The organism is Microbacterium sp. KRD172 (assembly GCF_017168295.1).
GTDB classification, from domain to species: domain Bacteria; phylum Actinomycetota; class Actinomycetes; order Actinomycetales; family Microbacteriaceae; genus Microbacterium; species Microbacterium profundi.
This window is the reverse complement of record NZ_JABFAS010000002.1, coordinates 3,014,282-3,033,659: the sequence shown is the minus strand read 5'-3', so window position 1 is coordinate 3,033,659 and position 19,378 is coordinate 3,014,282. Positions and strand designations below refer to the sequence as shown.

Here is a 19,378-nt window from a genome sequence, read left to right as displayed (position 1 = left end):
CGCTGTTTGGTGCAGAAAACCCAGAAGGACACACCCATGCCCAAGAACAAGAAGCCCCAGGGCGGCAGGCCCTCGCGCAACTTCGAGCCGCGCTACGGCGCGAACAAGACCTCGTTCCACGACCGTCACGCCGGTCGCCCAGAGGGTGGACGTTCGGATGCCGGCGCACAGCGCTCTGCGTCGAGCCACCCCACGTCGACCTCTGACCGCGGCGCCGACCGCCGCCCGGGCAGCAAGAGCGCGACCCACCGCGGATACCGTCCGGCCGAGGCCGACAGCGGCGCTCCGAAGCGTCGCTGGAGCGACCAGGAGCGTGCCGGCCGTGATGAGGCACGCGGCATCCGCGGCCGCGCCGAGTCGGGTCGCCGCGAGACGCCGCACCACCAGGGCGAGCGTCCGCGCACCGATGGGCGTCGCTTCAACGACGACCGTCCCCGGTACAACAGCGACCGTGGCGCTGAGCGTCCGCGGTACGACAACGATCGTGGCGCTGAGCGTCCTCGGTTCAACGATGACCGTCCGCGTCGGGATGACCGCGCGCGTCAGGATGAGCGTCCGCGTCGGGACGCCGGTGCGTCGACTGGTTCTCGCTACCAGGGCGACCGCCCGAGGTTCAACAATGACCGCGGCGGCGAGCGTCCCCGCTACAACAACGATCGTCCCCGCTTCAACAGCGATCGACCCGCCGAGCGTCCGCGCTACAACGACGAGCGTCCGCGTCGCGATGACCGCGAGCGCACGGATGGCCGCCCCCGTTACGAGGACCGCCCTCGCGTGAACAGCGAGCGTCCGCAGCGGGACGCGTCGACGGGCTCGGCGACCGGTTCCCGCCACCAGGGCGACCGCCCCCGCCGTGACGATGCCCGCCGTGACGATGCGCGCCGTGATGACCGTGGTCCCCGTCGTGACGATCGCGGCCCCCGTCGTGACGATCGCGGCCCCCGTCGTGACGATCGTGGACCCCGCCGTGATGACCGTGGACCCCGTCGTGACGATCGCCGCAGCGAGCCGCGCGCGAGTCGCGACGACTGGAACGCTTCGACAGGCTCAGCGACCGGCGGATCGAAATTCGAGAAGACCGAGGACGTCGTGCACGAGCGCCTCGAGGCGAAGACGATCGCGGCCCCAGAAGTTGATGGCGTCACATTCGCCGATCTCGGCATCGGCTCCAACATCGTCGACGTTCTGAAGGAGCTCGGCGCGTCTTCGCCGTTCGCCATTCAGGCGGCGACGATCCCGTCGATCCTCGAGGGTCGCGACGTGCTCGGCCGTGGCCGCACCGGCTCGGGCAAGACCATCGCGTTCGGCGCACCGCTCGTCGAGCGCGTGCTGAAGTCGCAGGCGGGCAAGCGCCGCGAGTACGGCCGCAAGCCTCGTGCGATCATCCTCGCCCCGACGCGTGAGCTCGCGCTGCAGATCGACCGCACGATCCAGCCGATCGCCCGCAGCGTCGGCCTGTTCACCACGCAGATCTACGGTGGCGTCCCGCAGGGCCGCCAGGTCGGCGCGCTGATGAAGGGCGTCGACATCGTGATCGGCACTCCCGGCCGCATCGAGGATCTGATCAAGCAGCGCAAGCTCGACCTCTCCGACTGCCGCATCGCGGTACTCGACGAGGCCGACCACATGTGCGAGCTCGGATTCGTCGAGCCCGTGCAGCGCATCCTCCGCCACACACAGGAGGGCAGCCAGAAGCTGCTGTTCTCGGCGACGCTCGACCGCGAGGTCGCTGCCCTCGTCGACGAGTTCCTCGTGGATCCTGCCGTCTACGAGGTCTCCGGCGAAGACCAGGACTCCGGCACGATCGACCACCGCGTGCTCGTGATCGAGCACCGCGACAAGGCCGAGATCCTCACGTCGATGGTCGACCGCGCAGGCAAGACTCTCGTCTTCGCCCGCACCCGTGCGTACGCGGAGACGCTGGCCGAACAGTTCGACGACGCCGGGATCCCGGCGGCTGCGCTGCACGGTGACCTCAATCAGGCCAAGCGCACCCGCAACCTCGAGCGCATGACCTCTGGTCGCGTGTCGGTTCTGGTCGCCACCGACGTCGCAGCCCGCGGCATCCACGTCGACGACATCGACCTGGTGATCCAGGCGGACGCGCCGGACGAGTACAAGACCTACATGCACCGCTCGGGTCGCACCGGGCGTGCGGGCCGTGCCGGACGCGTCGTCACGCTCATCACGCGTCAGCGTCAGCGTCGCATGACCGAGCTCTTGGGTCGCGCCGAGATCGACGCACCGTTCGAATCCGCTCGGATCGGTGACGACATCATCGAGGAGATCACCGGGCGCATGCCGAGCAACGACGAGATCACCGCGTAACACCGTTCACAACTCCTCAGAATTCTGAGGATCGGGGCCCCGGAAGCTGATTCCGGGGCCCTTCTGCGTTGTTCTTGAGGAGTTGTGAATCGCTGGAAACTGACGCCGTCGAGCGCCGGCAGTGCATCCGTCGAGCGATCGGCTGCGAAAGGCAACGCCCGCCATCGGCAACCTCAATCCCGGTCGGTGAGCGGCCCGTTCAGTCGATGCCGCGTACGTGGATCGCAGAGCTCAGAGTGGTCCCGTTCAGGTCGAGGTACAGCTGCTGCTCAGTGACAGTCAGCGTCACGGTGTTGCGTCGCTCGAGCACCGCGGCCGCGGCATCGACGAAGCCGGGGTCGAAGCTGAACACCTGGATCGCCTCGGCGTTGTGGATGCGCTTGCCCGCCCACGGTGCGATGACCTTGATCGGATCGCGGTGCGTGTAGACGACGATCCGGTCGGCCAGCTTGCTGCCGTAGTGCAGACGTTCGGCGTCAGGGGCTCCGACCTCGATCCACACGGTGACCTTGCCGGTGAGATCGCGCACGAGCACCGCAGGTTCTTCCGTCGACGAGATGCCGGCGCCGAAGACGATGCCCTCGACGTACTCCAGGCAGTAGGCGAGCGTGCGGGTCACCATGTATGCGTCGGTCTCGGACGGATGCCGTGCGACGCGGAGCGTGAGGTCGTCGTAGACGCCGCGGTCCGTATCGGCGAGTTGCACCGTGAACGTGTGGATCATCGCGCCGATTGCCATAGTCACTGAGCCTACGTGCCAGCCGGGGCAGGCCTGACCGCGACGGGGTCGTCAGAACAGTGCGTTGTCAGAACAGAGTTGGCGCAGGCTGAGCGGCGGCGGTCGTGCGCAAGTGCGTCGGCCGAGTGAGCTGCCGAGCAGGGTATGCGTCGTCGTCTGAATGGCGCGCCTCGAGCCCGTGCGCACGGATCAGCGGACGCACCCGCTTCGCCAACCACTGCCGGTACGCCTTCGGAGCATCGGCCGCTGCGCCCGGATACAGCTCGCGGTACGACGACATGAGTTCCGGATGCTCGCGCCCGAGCCATTGCATGAACCAGGGCTTGACCCCGGCGCGCAGATGCAGGGCGCCGTAGATGACGTGGTCGGCGCCGGTCTGCTCGATGCGCTGCAACGCGTGATCGATGGCCGCGACCGAGTCGGTGAGGTGCGGCAGAACGGGCATCAGGAAGACGCCCACGCGGAACCCCGCATCAGTCAGAGCGCGCACGGTGTCGAGCCGCGCTTGTGTCGAAGGCGTTCCCGGCTCGATCGAGTGCTGCAGTGCGTCGTCGTACATTGCGATGGACATCTGGATGTCGATTGGCACGTGCTTCGCAGCATCCCTCAATATCGGGATGTCGCGCCGGATCAACGTTCCCTTGGTGAGGATCGAGAACGGGGTGCCGGATTCCGCGAGGGCGCGGATGATGTCGGGCATCAGTTTGTAACGGCCTTCGGCACGTTGGTACGGATCGGTGTTCGTGCCGAGCGCGACGCTCTCGTGCTGCCAGCTGCCTTTCCGCAGCTCTTTCGCGAGCACTTCGGCGACGTTGGTCTTCACGACGATCTGCGAATCGAAGTCGCCACCACCGTCGAGGTCGAGGTACTCATGCGTTCCGCGAGCGAAGCAATTGTGACTTATTACTCCGTTAGCGATGAAATCGCCAGTTCCTGTCGTGATGTCGACAAGATCTCGCGTCTCACCGAGTGCGTCGACCGCGACGATTCGGAGGTCGGATGCCGACTTCACGGCGCTCCCCTCAATGCCGAGCTTCCTCATAATGGCTGGTTGCGTGAGGTCGAAGAACCTTTGGCGCTGAGGAAGTCCGCCTGTAACGCGGACGCAAGAGACGCCGTTGGGTCGCGGCGGCTCGCTTACATGCGGAATCCGCAGCTCCGTCATCGATGAAGTGATGAGTTGGAGGATCTCAGGACGCGCGACCTGTGCGCCGAATCCCATGAGCCTATTGTTCGCGGTGAGGTGCGGGCGCTGGCCTCGCTCAGCATCCGCAACGTGCTTCCATCCACGATCGGTGAGAAATCGGTGATCCCCGCTCGCAATGATCACGGTCCCGTCTGCCAGGGTGACTCGATAGGCCGGCTTTTGAGTACCCCACTTTGCGAGCACTCGTGTGCGGACATATCGGCGGTAGTTTCCTTGACGCTCCGTGCCGATGATCTCGTCGCCGACCAGGAGATCATCGATCCGACGCTGCCGTCCATCTGCGCACAGCACCAGCGTGTCGGGGGATACGCAGTACACGCATGCATGACTGCATCCGCGGTAGGGATTGATCGTCCAGCTGAACGGCATACGCGAGCCGCTGGGCACGTGATTCAGCGCGGAGCGCGCCAGCACCTCGTGGAACGTCATCCCCGCGAACTCCGGCGTCGTCACGGAGCGGACGATACCCGTGCGGTTCTCCATGCCCGGCAGCGCCGCGTCATCCGCGTCGTCGATCGTCTGTCCCTGCCATCGCATGAACTCATTCGAACAAATGCACGATGTTAAGTCAAGATCGTGTGGAATATATGTTCGATCGGTGGATGCGGGGCACAATGGAACCATGAGCGGCGCCCATCACCCACGGCACGCCTCGCGTCCGTCGCGCGTGCTGATCGTCGCGCTGCCCATCGGCCTGGCCGTGACGGCGCTCGGGATGCTGTGGGCCGTCGTCGATGTGCCGGCCGCGGCGGACGCCGAGCTTCCTCCCACGCCGGCCGTCGCGGCTCAACTGCCTGGTGTGGATGTCGGCGGCGTCATCGCGGCTGACCCGTGTGCGGATGCGGCAGTCGCCGAGGCGCTCGCGGCGGGCGCCGACGAGGCGGCGATCGCGGCGTTCGGCGGAGGTGCGGCCTTTCGAGACGCCGTGATCGCGGGAAACGCGCCGTGCATTTCGCTGAGTGATCCAGCCCGCATCTGGGTGGTGGTGAACAAGACCCGCCCGCTTGCGCCTCTGGGTTTCGAGCCGTCAAGCCTCGACGGCGTCGATCTCGCATCCACGACACCATCCGATCGCCTTCGGACGGATGCGCGCGATGCGCTGGGCGCGCTCGCGCAGACCGCTGACGCGTCGGGTGCGGGAGTGCTCGGGATCAACAACGGCTATCGCTCGTACAACTTGCAGGTCTCGACCTATTCCGGTTTCGTCGCCGCCGAGGGTGTCGCGGGTGCGGACGAGGGCTCGGCGCGCGCAGGATTCAGCGAGCATCAGACCGGGCTGGCTGTGGACGTCGTCGCGTGCGGCGATGCCTGCGGTGAGATCGACGCGTTCGGCAGCACCGCGCAGGCCGCCTGGGTGGCCGAGCATGCGTGGGAGTACGGCTACGTCGTCCGCTATGAGAGTGGCGCGAGCGACCGGACCGGCTACATGCCTGAACCGTGGCACCTCCGCTTCGTCGGGCCGCAGCTCGCGGCGGCTTACCATGACGGCGGCTTCCACACGCTCGAGGAGTTCTTCGGGCTCGCTGCGGCTCCCGACTACGTGCACTGAGCCGGTTCTGTGGCTTCCCACAAACGCGGTACGCAGTCCCACGCATGGCGGGATGCATTCTCACAACGAGCTGTCACGGCATCCGCTCTCCGCCCTAGAATCGCGGGAGCAACGACGCACTGACACGTTCGGGAGGACGGCATGGAACGCGAAATCTACGAAGAAGACCACGAGGCTTTCCGCGACCTGGTGAAGGACTTCGTCAAGCGCCACGTCAGCAATGAGAGCATCGAGAAGTGGGATGCCGCGGGCGAGATCGACCGCGAGACCATGCTCGCCGCAGGTGAGGCCGGCCTGATCGGGCTTTCGGTCCCCGAGGAGTTCGGCGGCGCCGGCATGCTGCAGGACTACCGCTTCCGTACCATCGTGATGGAAGAGGTCATCGCATCCGGTGCCGGTTCGCTGGCCGGCGCCTTCGGCATCCAGGACGACCTGGCCGTGCCCTACCTCGTGCACATGGGCACGCAGGAGCAGAAGGAGAAGTGGCTCCCACGCATGGCGACCGGCGAGGTGCTCGGCGCTCTCGCCATGACCGACCCCGGCGCAGGCTCCGATCTTCGCGGCATCAAGACCAACGCCAAGAAGGTCGATGGCGGTTACATCCTCAACGGCGCCAAGACCTTCATCTCATCCGGCACGACGGCCGACATCGTCGTGACATTCGTGAAGACGGGCGAGGGCAACCGCCCCGACGCATTCAGCCTTCTGATCGTTGAGAAGGGCATGGAGGGCTTCGACCAGGGCAAGAAGCTCCAGAAGATGGGCTTCCACGGCTGGGACACTGCAGAGCTCAGCTTCACCGACGTGTTCGTCCCCGACGAGAACCTCATCAGCGGCAAGGAGGGGCAGGGCTTCATCCAGCTGATGATGAACCTGCCGCTCGAGCGACTTTCGATCGGTGTCGCCGCCGCTGCGGCTGCCGAGGCTGCGACCGCCTGGACCATCGCCTACACGAAGGACCGCGAGGCGTTCGGCGAGCGCATCGCCGACTTCCAGAACACCCGCTTCCGCCTCGCCGACATGGTCACCACCACCGAGGTGATGTGGGCGTACATCGACCAGGCGCTGCGCGCGTACAAGGACAAGAAGCTCACCGCTGAGGATGCCGCGAAGGTCAAGTTCTGGGCGACCGAGCGCGAGTGGGAGGTGCTCGACACCGGCGTGCAGCTGCACGGCGGCTACGGCTACATCATGGAGTATCCGATCGCCCGCGCCTTCACCGACGCCCGCGTGCACCGCATCTACGGCGGCACCAACGAGATCATGCGCGACCTCGTGGGGCGTCAGATCGTCGGCAAGCGCTGACGCCCGGGCTACTCCGGTAACAAAGCGCTTGCTACCGGAGTAGTCCGTACTGGTCTCGTTTCGACCCCGCTGTCGGCTCGGAAGTGATCAGCGCGACGAAAGGAGGAAAGTGCCGGTTTCACGGCGTCAGAACCGGCACTTTTCTCCTTCGAACGCTCTGCGCATCTGCTCGGTGCGCAGCACTTCGAGGTGCAGGAGCACAGTCGTCTCGGGCCCCACCATCTTGCTGAATGCCATGCGATGCCCTTCAGGCGGGTTGCCAGGGGAAGAGCACGATGAAGATCGCGGCGGATGCTGCGAGAAGCAGGACGATGAACACGACGTCGCGTGTGCGGAAGGGCACGAGATGGCGTTCAGTGCGGGTGGGATGCGCGCCGAAGGCGCGGGCATCCATGGCCAGGGCCACTCGCTCGGCATGACGGATCGCTCCGGCGAGCAGCGGCACGATGTACCCCCAGCCCCTGGCGATGCGCGCGAACGGGCCGCGACCGCCGTGATGCCCGCGTACGCGGTGCGCGGCGCGGATCACGCTGAGCTCGTGCCCGAACCTCGGCACGAAGCGGAAGGCTGCGAGCGCCGTGTAGCCGACGCGGTACGGCACCCGCAGCTGCTGGATGCTCGCGCGCACCAGGTCAGGACCGCTCGTGGTGAGCCCGCCCACCAGCGCGAGCGCGGTGATGGCGCCGAGCCGCAGCGCGGTGGCGAACCCGACTTCCAGCGCGCCGGTGAAGAGGGTCCAGCCGCCGATCCGCAGGAACGATGCGGTGTCGTCGACGAGCGCGGCATCCACCCACAGCGAGAAACCGATGCCGATCACGAGCATGGCGACCGGTATCACGACGAGCAGAAGCAGCAAGAGCCGCCAGGTCAGCCGCGCGCCGATCAGGATCAGCGCATATGCGAGCACGAGTAAGGCAGCAGGTGTGGCGAGGTCGCGCACGAAGACCAGCAGGATCATCGCGGGGGCGACTGCGGCGACCTTTCCCAGCGGGTTCAGTGCGTACAGGAACTCGCGGCGCGAGGCCCTGACCATCGCGGCATACGGGTCGATGACGGTGGTGCTCATGACGCCGCCGTCCCTGCATGGGAAGCGAGCATGCGCTGCAGTGCGGGGAGCCGCAGCCCGGCGGTGGCGAAGACCTGCTCATCGCGGAAGAGGTCGTCGGTGGGGCCGGTGGCGTGCACGCGTCCGTCCGAGAGCACGACGGTGTGCGTGGAGTGTTCTGCGACGAGTTGCAGATCGTGCGTGACGATCACGATGGTCGTGCCTTCGCGGCGCAGCGACTTCAGAAGAGCGAGGAGCTCGGTGGCTCGTGCGCGATCCTGCCCGAATGTCGGCTCGTCGAGTGCGAGCACGCGGGGGCCGGTGATCAGCGCGGTGCCGACCGACAGTCGTCGCTTCTCGCCGCCCGAGAGCAGGAACGGATGCACGTCCGCCTTGTGCTCCAGCCCGAAGCGCACGAGCATCTCGTGCACGCGCTGCGCGAGCTCCGCGTTCGACATTCGCGATCCCTGAGCCTGTCGAAGGGTGAGCCCGTGCGCGAGTTCGTCAGAAACGGTGTGCGCGATGAACTGGTGCTCCGGGTTCTGGAACACGAAGCCGATGCGCGCGGCGAGATCGCGCGGTGAGGCCGTGGCAGGGTCCAGACCGTCGACGTCCACCTGGCGCTTCCGCGGAGGAACGACTCCGGCGAGCGCCTGGATGAGCGTGGTCTTGCCTGCGCCGTTCGCCCCGACGATCGCGGTCAGGCTGCCGGTCTCGATGTCGAGGTCTATGTCGTGCAGGATCTCGCGTCGTCCGCGCGTGACGGTGAGTCCGCGGGCACGGATGAGGGGGGCCGGCGGTCGGGGAGGTTTCGACTCGCCTTCGGCTCGCTCAACCCGTTTCGTCTCGCTGCGCTCGCTCAACGTCCCGCGGGGGATGCGCTCGCTCAACGTCCCGCGGGGGATGGGCTCGCTCAACGTCCCGCGGGGGATGGGCTCGCTCAACGTCCCGTCGGAGACGCGGTCGCTCAACATCTCCGCGAGTTCAACCGGCGTCAGCGGCAGCGGCGCATCGTGAGACAGGATGCCGCGCTCGCGCAGCATCCGTGCCGTCAGCGTCGCGGCCGGCAGCCACACGCCCATCGAGACGAGCTCTTCCGTGTGCCCGCGGAGGATCTCGTCGACCGGACCGTCGAATGCGACGGTGCCCGCCTGATCGAGCACGATCGTGCGCGTCACGAATTCCATAGCGGCGTCGAGGTTGTGCTCGACGAGCAGGATCGCGCGGTCACCGGCCGCGACCACATCGGCGAGTGCGGCGTAAACGTCTTCGATGCCCTGCGGGTCGAGGTTGGCCGTCGGCTCGTCGAGCACGAGGAGGGGCGATCCCATCGCGAGGGCGCAGGCGATCGCCAGTCGTTGGCGGCCGCCGCCGGAGAGACGGTCGGGGTTCTCGTCGCGACGCTGCCAGAGTCCGACGCGGCGCAGGGCGTCCTCTGCGCGTGCGCGCACCTCGTCCAGCGGAAGCAGCAGGTTCTCCGGTCCGAAGGCCACCTCGTCGTACACGGTGCCGGTGACGATCTGGGCGTCGGGATCCTGGAACACCATCGCCACGTGCGTGCTGAGCGTGGCGGTGTCCGAGCGCGCGGTGTCGATCCCGCCCGCTTCGACCGTGCCCGTCATCGTCGCGGGCAGGGCGTGCGGGATCAGACCGTTCAGCGCGAGCGTGAGCGTCGACTTGCCCGAACCGGAAGGGCCCAGCAGCAGCACGACCTCGCCTGGCGCGATGTCGAAGTTCACGTCGCTCGGGGAGGGGCGCGCGGCATCGGCGTGCGTGAGGGTGAGATCACGCACGCGAAGAAGGGGCGCGGATGAGCGCACGGCGGAACCCCGGATCGATGGAACGTACCGTTCTAACTTAGCTGAGCCTTACCTGATTCGCCATCGAGCCATCCGTGTTGGGCTCGTCGGGATCAGCGGTGCGCGACGCCTGCTCTGCCCAGGGCCGAACCGACCGCGAGTCCGATGGCGGTCCAGGCGATCGGGCCCAGCAGGGACAGCACGAGGTACGCGATCTGCGCCCACAGCGGCAGAGATCCCAGATGCGCGACGAAGAAGACCACGACCGCGACGATCACGCCGATCACCATCGCCGAGATGAAGAATCGCCATGCCCCCCAGACCCGGTAACGGGTGAGGGCGGCGACGCCCTCCTGGATCGCGCCGAAGAGCAGTGCGGTGCCGATGAAGCGCAGCGCCCACGCAGGGTTGAAAGCACTGGACACGAGCGCCGCGATCACGTGGGTGATCAGTGCGACGAGCGGCTGACGCAGCACCTCCTGCGCGATGATTCCTGGCAGCACGTGGGCCCCGAGCAGCAGGCCGTACGCGTACGGAGCGGTGAACAGCACGAACGGCGTCAGCACTCCCGCGATCCCGCCGACGATGCCGGTCGCGACGCCGATGGCCGCGCACACGAGCAGCACTCTGGTCGACAGGAGAGGGGTTCGCGCCACGTCTTCAGCCTACTTGCGCCAGGGCGGTCTCGGCCGCGCCGGCAACCGTGCGATGCGCCGCTCGTCGCCTCGACTGCCGCGGCACCGTTCCTCGTCCATCCGGCGGCGTGGACCGTACCGCTCGCGACCGCCGTCACCGTCGGAGTGTCGCGCATGGACACCCGCCGCGCGCCTTTGCGCGCGGACCGGTGCTTGGGCGTCTGCACACGCCAGAGCGTGTGTGAGCGTTCTCCAAACGTCTCCATACGGCTCTCCAAACGTCTCCATCTCTCGCAGATCTTTCGCCAGATCGGCATCTGGTGCGGTCGGTGCACGGACGCTAAGTTGATCGACTGTGCGGCAACGCAGCCGCAGTTCGCAGACCATCGGAGAGACACATGGGTCGATCACCCTTCCGATTGGCGATGGCCGTCACAGTGGCCGCAGTCGTCATCGGATCCTCGGCAACAGCCAGTTCCGCAAGCGTCGAGGGGGTGACACATCCCACACCTGTGGAGGGCACGCCAGGGCATTACATCGTCATGATGAAGGCCGACCCGCTCGCCACCTACGAAGGAGAAACGAAGGGCCTCCGCAGCACCAAACCGAAGCAGGGCAAGCAGCTCGACGCCCGTTCGGCTGACTCGCAGAAGTACATCGCATACCTCGCGAACGAGCAGCGCAAGCTCGCGCAGGCAGAGGGCGTCACGACCGACGCGACCTACCAGGTGACGCTCAACGGCTTCAGCGCCGACCTCACCGGTGATCAGGTCGACGCATTGCGGTCGTCGAAGGACGTGCTCGGGGTGTTCCCTGATGAGGTCCGTCATCCCGACGCGCAGACCTCCACCGACTTCCTGGGCCTCGGCGATGACGCCGCGGGTGCAGGCGGTGTCTGGGACGAGACCGGAGGCGTGGACAACGCCGGCGAAGGTGTCGTTGTCGGCGTGATCGACACGGGCATCGCGCCGGAGCATCCGTCGTTCGCGGGCGACAAGCTCAAGAAGCAGAAGCAGAGCGGCAACGACCCGTACAGCGACGGCTCGTACGTGTACTTCGACAAATCCGATGGCGGTCAGTTCCGCGGAGCGATCGTGCAGGGCCAGGACTGGGACAAGCGCGACTACTCCACCAAGCTGATCGGCGGGCAGTACTTCTCGGCCGGTGCCACGGCGGCGGGATTCGACTTCCAGTACGACTACCTCTCCCCGCGTGACGGTGACGGGCACGGGTCGCACACCGCCAGCACGGCGGCAGGCGCTTTCGGGGTCGACGCCGCGGTGAACGGCGTCGGGCTGGGCACGATCTCGGGTGTGGCGCCAGCGGCGAAGGTCGCGGCGTACAAGGCCTGCTACGTCGGTCCGGACGCGTCGGTCACCGACGATGACATCTGCGCGCTCAGCGACCTCATCTCTGCGATCGATCAGGCCGTCGCCGACGGCGTCGACGTGATCAACTACTCGATCGGCGGCGGAGCGGCGACCACGGTGCTCGCCCCGGATGACATCGCGTTCCTGAACGCCGCTGCGGCCGGCGTGTTCGTGGCGGTCAGCGCCGGAAACGACGGACCCGATGCGGTCACCACCGACCACGCCTCGCCGTGGTACACCTCGGTCGCCGCATCCACGATCCCGACCTGGGAGGGGACGGTCGTGTTCGACGGTCTCGCTCAGGCCGGAGCATCCGTCTCGGTGCCGTTCGGTGAGACCGTGACCGGTCCGTCGATCTACGCCGCGGATGCCGCGGTTGCCGGCGCGGTCGATCCTCGTCTGTGCCTGCCAGGAACGCTCGACCCTGCGAAGGTCTCCGGGCGCATCGTCGTCTGCGATCGCGGCAGCAACGCACGTGCGGAGAAGTCGCAGGTCGTGAAGGATGCGGGCGGCATCGGCATGGTGCTCGTGAACGTTCCGGGCGAGGCCGACTCGCTCGACAACGACTTCCACGCTGTGCCGACCGTGCACCTGGCATCGGCGCATCGCGAGGCGGTTCTCGCCTATGTCCAGGGCGGCGTCGACCGGCCGATCTCGCTGGTCGGCGAGAACACGACGGATGAGGTGACTCCGGTGCCTCAGATCGCCGGATTCTCCAGCCGCGGGCCGGTGCACGCCGACGGCAGCGATGTCATGAAGCCGGACATCGCGGCTCCTGGCGTGGCTATCCTCGCTGCGACGAACAATGCTCGCAAGGATGCTCCGACATTCGGCATCCTGTCCGGCACGTCGATGGCGTCGCCGCACATCGCCGGTCTCGGTGCGCTGTATCTCGGCGAGCGTCCGAACGCGACGCCTGCCGAGGTGAAGTCGGCGATGATGACCACCGCCTATGACACGGTCAACGCCGACGGCTCGGCGAGCACCGACCCGTTCGCCCAGGGTGCGGGGCAGGTCGATCCTGGCCGCTTCTTCGAGCCGGGGATGCTGTATCTCAACGGTGTCGCGGATTGGGCGGCGTTCATCGAGGGCAAGGGTCTGGCGGAGTTCGACGGCATCGAGCCGATCGACGGCAGCGACCTCAATCTCGCCTCGATCTCGGTCGGAACCCTTGCCAGCGAGCAGACGGTCACCCGCACGGTGACGTCGACCGAGGCGGGCACGTTCACGGCGAGCATCGACGTGCCGGGGGTGAGTGCGACGGTCGAGCCTTCGACGCTGAGTTTCGGCGGCGCCGGTGAGACGGCCACGTACACTGTCACGTTCGACAACGAGAGCGCGCCGGTCGAGCAGTGGGCGACCGGATCGCTCACCTGGTCGAGTGAGTCGAACTCGGTGCGCTCGCCGATCGCGGTGTTCCCCGTGACGGCGGATGCACCGGCCGAGGCGGCCGGAACCGGTGTCGACGGCAGCACGGTCGTCGAGATCACTCCGGGGGTGGACGGCGAACTGCCGCTCAACCTCGCCGGTCTCACGCCGTTCCAGCTGCTCACTGATCCCGCGCGTCCCGTCGACGGGCATTCGGGCGACGAGGGCTCAGGCGATGCGAACAAGGACGTCTCGTGGGTCGTTGATGTTCCGGAGGGCACCACGCTGTCGCGGTTCGATCTCGACTCGTCGGATGACGAGGGAAGCGACCTCGATCTGACGGTGTACCGCGTGGTCGGCCCGGACGATCTGCGCTACTACGAGCGCTGGCAGTCGGCGACCGCCTCGGCCGATGAGCAGGTGACGCTGCCGACCCCGACGGCCGGCACGTACCTGATCGTCGCGAACGTGTACTCGACGACCGCGCCGATGACGTGGGACATGACCTACGCCGACGTGGCACCGGGCGGCGAAGGTGCGCTCACGGCGACGCCGAACCCTCTCTCCGTGACACAGGGAGAGGCTGCAAGCTACGAGCTGAGCTGGAGTGGCCTCGCCGCTGGCACGAAGTACCTCGGCGTCGTGCAGTACGGCGAGTCCGCAGTGCGCACGATCGTCTCGGTCGACACCGGACGGTAGAGAGATCGGCAGTAGAGCTACTCGCCGGTAGAGCTACTCGCCGGTAGAGCTACTGCCCGGATGGGAAGGGGCGCCTCGTGCACATGCGCGGGACGCCCCTTCGTCGTCGGTCACGCGGACTTGCCTCGCGCACGCTCCATCGGTAATCCGGCAGCGCATTCACGATCGGCTGACCACCCCGCCGAAGACTAGCCCTCACACGAACATCACGCGCAGCGGAGCTTCGTCGGTGTAGGTGCGTCCGAGCGGGCTGGTCCACAGGATCACGCCGTCGTCGAGCTGCTTCGCTGTCCATCGATCGCGAGCATCGACGTCGGGATGCTTGAGCGGATGGTGGCTGGTGCAGAACAGGCACAGGTTGCACAGTGCTGTCGGCCCGCCCTTGGCGTGGTCGTGGTTGTGGTCGATCTGGCAACGGTGTGCGGGCGCGCGGCAGCCGGGGAAGCGGCAATGCTGGTCGCGTGCGCGCAGGAACCGTTTCATCCCTGCGGTCGGAACATAGTTGTCGGTCTCGACGACCATGCCTCGCGGGTCGAGGAACGCCCGATCCCAACTGCCGGCGCGACCCGCCAGGATTCGTGCGGCATCAGGAGTCATGGGGCCGTGACCGGTGAGCTCGGCCATCGCGTCGTCGTCGCCCGCGAGCGTCGATGCGCTGATGGTGATCTGAACAGTGGCCTTCACGGATCCGAGTGCTGTGGTGGTGACGCTGGTGGGCGTCGTCGTCAGCAGCAGGTCGGCGAGGATGTCGGCGCGGAGCTGATCTTTGGTGCGCGTGTCGTATTCGAGCGCGCCGTAGCCATCGTGCATCGGCGTGGAGTCATGGACTGTGTCGTCGTCGCGGGCCACGTCGTCGAAGTGCTCATCACCGATGAAGTCGTCGAAGTGCTGACCTTCAGCGGGAACGGTCTCCGCGTCGCCTGTCGGACGCTCTGCCGCTGCCTTCTCCCACGGCGCAGGCTTCTCCATCGAATGCCGGAACTCATTCTCGAGATCGATCGGCGGTTCGGGATCGAAGGGCGTCTGCTGTGCGAGGGCGGCATCGCGCTCGGCCCGGATCTTCGCCAGCGCGGACCGGCGGGGTCGGCGCTGCCCTTCCGGCCGCGCATGAGTGACATCATCGGCCATCGCCGTCAGTCGGTCATGGATGGCATAGGCGAGGAGCTCGGGCAGGATCGCGGTGAGCACCGCCATCCCGTCGCCGTCGGACTTGACGGTGACCGTGCGCTCGGACCGCGCCCGGCGATGCTGCTCTTCCATTCCTTCCGGATGCACCGCCGCGGCTACGCCACGCGCGTGCGTGCGCGTGCGAGCGGCGGTGTCGTTCTCTGCGAAAGGCAGAACCTGTTGTTCGTACTCACCGCGCAATCGTGCCGCCTCGGGATGGCCGCTCACATTCGGAGCCGCGGCGACGATGACGTCTGCATGCCGCTTGCTGATGGCCCCGGACGCCAACGAGGCCAGAGTCTCTGGGAACATGCGCGCCAACGCCCACGCGTCGGTGATGTGAGTGGCCGCCGTGGTCGGCGGAATGTGTCCGGCAGCCGCGTACTCTGCGCACATCGACCGGAACGCGATCTCATCAGATCCCGGTTCCAGCGAACGCTCCTGCGCCAACATGTCGAGACGCTCGGCCAACAGTTCAGCGCGTTGCGCATCGAGGGCGCCGATCTGCTTGCCCAACTCGACCCAGCCGTCGAGCAGCTCCCCTTGACGCACGAAGGATTCCTCGAGTGCCGGTCGCGGTGGGCTGATCGTTGCCATACCTCGAGTCTAGAACATACCATCGAAGATGGCAAGAAAATATCGAGGCTATATTCGATTCTTTGCGCGCGTGCTCAGATCCTCCGCCGCCGCGGCTTCAACCTCACGTTCGGCAGTTCGGGTGCGGGGATCCGCTCGGTCCCGTGGGTCACCACGTGCCCGAAGCGAGCGGATGCGGCATCCGGTGTCTCCCAATCGGCACGCGCCTGAGCGATCTCATCGTGGGTGCGGCCGGCGAAGTTCCACCACATCACCAGGTCCTCCTCGAACGGCTCGCCGCCGAGGATGAAGAGCAGCCCGCCTTCGGCGCTCGAGACGGAGACGTCCGAGCGCGCGTCCCCGAGATACAGCATCTCGTTGCGCGCCACCGCGCGCCCGTCGACCGTGACATCGCCCTCGACCAGCACGATCGCGTGCTCCCACGCCTCATCGAGCGGCAGCGCGACGCGGCTCCCGGCGGCCAGCGCGATCTCCGCCCCGACGATCGGCGTATGGGCCGTCGCGGGGGAGCGTGCCCCCGCGAACTCGCCGAGCACGACCGTCGCTATGGCATCCGAACCTGAGGAAGCCGGGACCGCCACCGTGGGAAGTGACGTGTGCTGCTCGAACCCACCCGCACCATGCCTGGCCGACTCCGGCAGCACGACCCAGAGCTGTAGGGCGTCGAGCGGGATCGGATCCTCGCCGAGTGAGTACTCGGAATGCGAGATGCCATTCCCGGCCGTCATGAGGTTCAGCTGTCCGCGCTTCAGCGTCACATCGCTGTCGACCGAGTCTCGGTGTCGCATGTCGCCCACGAGGGGCCAGGTGACGGTCTGCAGCCCGATGTGCGGATGCGGTTCGACGCGCATCCGCACCGGCCCTGGCCCGAAGCGATCGAGGAAGCACCACGCGCCGACCGTCGGCAGGTCGCGGTTCGGCAAGGTGCGCAGCACGCTCATGCCGCGCACGCCGCCGAGCGGCACCTCACGCGGTTCGAGCGAGATGGTGCGCCGGCCGATCATCGGCCTGTGGCATCCGCCGGGTCGGTCGGAAGCTTCGGCCAGCGGATCTCGGCGCCCTCGACCTCGTGGGTCTTCAGGTACTTCGCGATGTAGGGGCAGTACGGCACGATCGTGTCGGCGGATGCTGCGGCATCCGCCAGCGCGCGTTCAGCGAGAACCGAAGCCAGACCCTTTCCCTGGAACGCGGGATCGACCTCGGTGTGCACGAAGCGGATCTCGCCCGGTCGCTGATCGAATTGCGCGAAACCGGCGAGGACGTCGCCGACATGGATCTCGTAGCGAGAGGCTTCGTCGTTGCGGGTGACGGTGGTGTCGTCGGTCATGGCTGCTGCTCCTTCGCGTCCGCTGGTTATCCCCACCCTAGGACGGCCCGCGTCCGCGGGGGTCGTTACGCTGGAGGGATGCCGCAGACATCCCGTGACCCGTACGAGGATCTGCCGTGGGATCCGGCCGAGCCCGACCCCTGGGAAGACGCTCCTCCGCCCGAAGAGATGGATTGGGAACCGCAGGGACCAGGATACGAGCCGCCGCTCGACTGGGGTCAGGGTCCGACGACACCAGTGGTGACGGACCCTTCGACAGGCTCAGGGAACGGAAAACGCACGACGCCGGCGCGCTATGCGACCGCGCGTGAGGCGCTGCACACGGTCTTCGGATACGACGCGTTCCGCGGCGACCAGGAGGCGATCGTCGATCAGGTGATCGGCGGTGGGGATGCTGTCGTGCTGATGCCGACCGGCGCCGGAAAGAGCGTCACCTACCAGGTGCCCGCGCTCGTGCGCGAGGGCACCGGACTCGTGATCAGCCCGTTGATCGCACTCATGCACGATCAGGTCGACGCGCTGCGCGCCAACGGCGTGAACGCGGCGTATCTGAACTCGACGCAGTCGGCATCCGAGCGCTCCGAGGTGGAGCGGGCATACGTCGCAGGCGAGCTCGATCTCATCTACGTCGCACCGGAGCGGCTGTCGAATAGGCAGACCACGACACTGCTGCAGCGCGGCACGCTCAGCGTCATCGCGATCGACGAGGCGCACTGCGTGTCGCAGTGGGGCCACGACTTCCGCCCCGACTACCTCGCACTGGGCGACCTCGGTGAGCGATTCCCCGGGGTGCCGCGCATGGCGCTCACCGCCACCGCGACCCGCGCCACGCACAAAGAACTCAGCGAGCGTCTGCAGCTCGACGGTGCCCATGGAAGAGCGCGAGCCCAGCACTTCGTCGCGAGCTTCGATCGCCCGAACATCCAGTACCGCATCGTCCCGAAGGTCGACCCGCGCAAGCAGCTGGTGCAGTTCATCCGCTCGATGCAGTCGTCCGCCGACGCTTCGACAGGCTCAGCGGGCGAAACTCAGCCGGCGGGCATCGTCTATGCGCTCAGCCGCAAGTCGGTCGAGCAGACCGCGACGTATCTCGCGGCGCAGGGGCTCGACGCCCTGCCGTACCACGCGGGACTTCCCGCCGAGGTGCGATCGGCCAACCAGTCGCGGTTCCTGCGCGAGGACGGGGTCGTGATGGTCGCGACGATCGCGTTCGGCATGGGCATCGACAAACCCGACGTGCGCTTCGTCGCTCACATCGACCTGCCCAAGTCCGTCGAAGGCTACTACCAGGAGACCGGTCGCGCAGGACGCGACGGTGAGCCCGCGGTGGCATGGATGGCCTATGGCCTCGGCGACGTCGTGCAGCAGCGCCGCATGATCGACCAGAGCCCCGGCGATCGCACGTTCAAGATGCGGATGGGGCAGCACCTCGATGCCATGCTCGCCCTGTGCGAGACCGTCGAGTGCCGGCGCCAGAACCTGCTGAGCTACTTCGGTCAGGAATCGGGCCCCTGCGGCAACTGCGACACGTGCCTCGAGAAGCCCGAGACGTTCGACGGCCTCGTGCCGGCGCAGAAGCTGCTGTCGACGATCGTGCGGCTCAAGCGCGAGCGCAACCAGGCGTTCGGTGCCGGCCACCTCATTGACATCCTGCGCGGATCATCGAACGATCGCATCCGCCAGCAGAAGCACGACGGCCTCGCGACCTACGGCATCGGAGCCGACCTGTCGGATCAGGACTGGCGCAGCGTCGTGCGACAGCTGTTGGCGCGCGGCATCCTCGTCGCCCAGGGCGACTACGGCACGCTCGCCCCCGGCGCGGTGGCGGCCGGAGTGCTCAGCGGCGAGACGCCGGTGCCGCTGCGCAAGGACACCATCGGTCGGGTGAGCGTGAGTCGCGCGCGCAAGACGTCGGCGGCGTCGGATGCTGTCGCCGAGGGCGACCGTTCGCTCTTCGAGGCCCTGCGGGTGTGGCGCGCCGAGACGGCGCGGGAGATCGGGAAGCCGGCGTACATCGTGTTCGGTGATGCGACCCTGCGTGCGCTCGCCGAGATCCGTCCCGCATCCATGGGCGATCTCGACGGCATCACCGGTATCGGCGAGAAGAAGCGCGAGGCCTACGGCGACGCCGTGCTCGCGGTGGTCGCCGCGAACTGAGGGTTGCGGAGTCGGTGTGGTTTCGACTCCCTTCGGTCGCTCAACCCGTTTCGTCTCGCTCCGCTCGCTCAACGACCCGCGAAGCA

The 19,378-nt window shown here is 67.2% G+C and carries 13 protein-coding genes; 5 read left to right on the top strand and 8 right to left on the bottom strand.

Features of this window, described 5'->3' with window-relative positions:
- The first annotated feature begins 36 nt into the window (after positions 1-36).
- Positions 37-2,328, top strand: coding sequence for a DEAD/DEAH box helicase (locus J1M43_RS14900; protein WP_206477171.1), 2,292 nt, complete (start codon positions 37-39; stop codon positions 2,326-2,328).
- A gap of 199 nt (positions 2,329-2,527) precedes the next feature.
- Here J1M43_RS14900 and J1M43_RS14895 read toward each other — a convergent pair whose 3' ends face one another.
- Positions 2,528-3,067, bottom strand: a complete 540-nt coding sequence (locus J1M43_RS14895) for a YaeQ family protein (RefSeq protein ID WP_206477170.1) — start codon at positions 3,065-3,067, stop codon at positions 2,528-2,530.
- A 67-nt stretch (positions 3,068-3,134) separates the two neighbouring features.
- Positions 3,135-4,811, bottom strand: a complete 1,677-nt coding sequence (locus tag J1M43_RS14890; protein ID WP_084595583.1) for an Rv2578c family radical SAM protein — start codon at positions 4,809-4,811, stop codon at positions 3,135-3,137.
- An 85-nt stretch (positions 4,812-4,896) separates the two neighbouring features.
- On the opposite strand from J1M43_RS14890, the gene J1M43_RS14885 reads away from it, so the two are divergent.
- Positions 4,897-5,823 (top strand): D-alanyl-D-alanine carboxypeptidase family protein, encoded by a 927-nt coding sequence (locus J1M43_RS14885; protein WP_206477169.1) that lies wholly within the window; start codon positions 4,897-4,899, stop codon positions 5,821-5,823.
- A gap of 141 nt (positions 5,824-5,964) precedes the next feature.
- On the top strand, positions 5,965-7,128 hold the full coding sequence (locus J1M43_RS14880; protein ID WP_033105275.1) for an acyl-CoA dehydrogenase family protein: 1,164 nt from the start codon (positions 5,965-5,967) through the stop codon (positions 7,126-7,128).
- Between the two features lie 247 nt (positions 7,129-7,375).
- Here the strand turns inward: J1M43_RS14880 and J1M43_RS14875 are convergent, their stop codons facing one another.
- From J1M43_RS14875 to J1M43_RS14865, 3 genes are all read right to left on the bottom strand, one after another.
- Entirely contained in the window at positions 7,376-8,194 is an 819-nt protein-coding gene (locus J1M43_RS14875) for an energy-coupling factor transporter transmembrane component T (protein WP_033105274.1), read from the bottom strand.
- Positions 8,191-9,993 carry an ABC transporter ATP-binding protein gene (locus tag J1M43_RS14870; RefSeq protein WP_206477168.1) on the bottom strand — a complete coding sequence of 601 codons (1,803 nt, stop codon included), beginning with the start codon at positions 9,991-9,993 and terminating at the stop codon, positions 8,191-8,193. The genes J1M43_RS14875 and J1M43_RS14870 overlap by 4 nt, the downstream gene beginning before the upstream one ends.
- A 92-nt stretch (positions 9,994-10,085) precedes the next feature.
- Complete coding sequence (locus tag J1M43_RS14865; RefSeq protein WP_206477167.1) at positions 10,086-10,628, bottom strand: ECF transporter S component; 543 nt, start codon at positions 10,626-10,628, stop codon at positions 10,086-10,088.
- A 473-nt stretch (positions 10,629-11,101) separates the two neighbouring features.
- On the opposite strand from J1M43_RS14865, the gene J1M43_RS14860 reads away from it, so the two are divergent.
- Positions 11,102-14,044, top strand: a complete 2,943-nt coding sequence (locus J1M43_RS14860; protein ID WP_206477166.1) for a S8 family serine peptidase — start codon at positions 11,102-11,104, stop codon at positions 14,042-14,044.
- 195 nt (positions 14,045-14,239) lie between these two features.
- Here the strand turns inward: J1M43_RS14860 and J1M43_RS16860 are convergent, their stop codons facing one another.
- From J1M43_RS16860 to J1M43_RS14845, 3 genes are all read right to left on the bottom strand, one after another.
- Entirely contained in the window at positions 14,240-15,808 is a 1,569-nt protein-coding gene (locus tag J1M43_RS16860; RefSeq protein WP_052166759.1) for an HNH endonuclease signature motif containing protein, read from the bottom strand.
- Between the two features lie 74 nt (positions 15,809-15,882).
- On the bottom strand, positions 15,883-16,812 hold the full coding sequence (locus J1M43_RS14850; protein ID WP_033105271.1) for a pirin family protein: 930 nt from the start codon (positions 16,810-16,812) through the stop codon (positions 15,883-15,885).
- Positions 16,809-17,135: a GNAT family N-acetyltransferase gene (locus J1M43_RS14845; protein ID WP_033105270.1), complete on the bottom strand. Its 327-nt coding sequence runs from the start codon at positions 17,133-17,135 to the stop codon at positions 16,809-16,811. The genes J1M43_RS14850 and J1M43_RS14845 overlap by 4 nt, the downstream gene beginning before the upstream one ends.
- 78 nt (positions 17,136-17,213) lie before the next feature.
- On the opposite strand from J1M43_RS14845, the gene recQ reads away from it, so the two are divergent.
- Positions 17,214-19,292 (top strand): DNA helicase RecQ, encoded by a 2,079-nt coding sequence (gene recQ / locus J1M43_RS14840; RefSeq protein ID WP_206477165.1) that lies wholly within the window; start codon positions 17,214-17,216, stop codon positions 19,290-19,292.
- Positions 19,293-19,378 lie beyond the last annotated feature (86 nt).

What these genes read in the sequence shown, in the direction of transcription:
- J1M43_RS14895 (WP_206477170.1), bottom strand. Translation starts at nt 3,067, where the DNA reads ATGGCAATCGGCGCGATGATCCACACGTTCACGGTGCAACTCGCCGAT.
- J1M43_RS14885 (WP_206477169.1), top strand. Translation starts at nt 4,897, where the DNA reads ATGAGCGGCGCCCATCACCCACGGCACGCCTCGCGTCCGTCGCGCGTG.
- recQ (WP_206477165.1), top strand. Translation starts at nt 17,214, where the DNA reads ATGCCGCAGACATCCCGTGACCCGTACGAGGATCTGCCGTGGGATCCG.
- J1M43_RS14875 (WP_033105274.1), bottom strand. Translation starts at nt 8,194, where the DNA reads ATGAGCACCACCGTCATCGACCCGTATGCCGCGATGGTCAGGGCCTCG.
- J1M43_RS14900 (WP_206477171.1), top strand. Translation starts at nt 37, where the DNA reads ATGCCCAAGAACAAGAAGCCCCAGGGCGGCAGGCCCTCGCGCAACTTC.
- J1M43_RS14880 (WP_033105275.1), top strand. Translation starts at nt 5,965, where the DNA reads ATGGAACGCGAAATCTACGAAGAAGACCACGAGGCTTTCCGCGACCTG.
- J1M43_RS14845 (WP_033105270.1), bottom strand. Translation starts at nt 17,135, where the DNA reads ATGACCGACGACACCACCGTCACCCGCAACGACGAAGCCTCTCGCTAC.
- J1M43_RS16860 (WP_052166759.1), bottom strand. Translation starts at nt 15,808, where the DNA reads ATGGCAACGATCAGCCCACCGCGACCGGCACTCGAGGAATCCTTCGTG.
- J1M43_RS14850 (WP_033105271.1), bottom strand. Translation starts at nt 16,812, where the DNA reads ATGATCGGCCGGCGCACCATCTCGCTCGAACCGCGTGAGGTGCCGCTC.
- J1M43_RS14890 (WP_084595583.1), bottom strand. Translation starts at nt 4,811, where the DNA reads ATGCGATGGCAGGGACAGACGATCGACGACGCGGATGACGCGGCGCTG.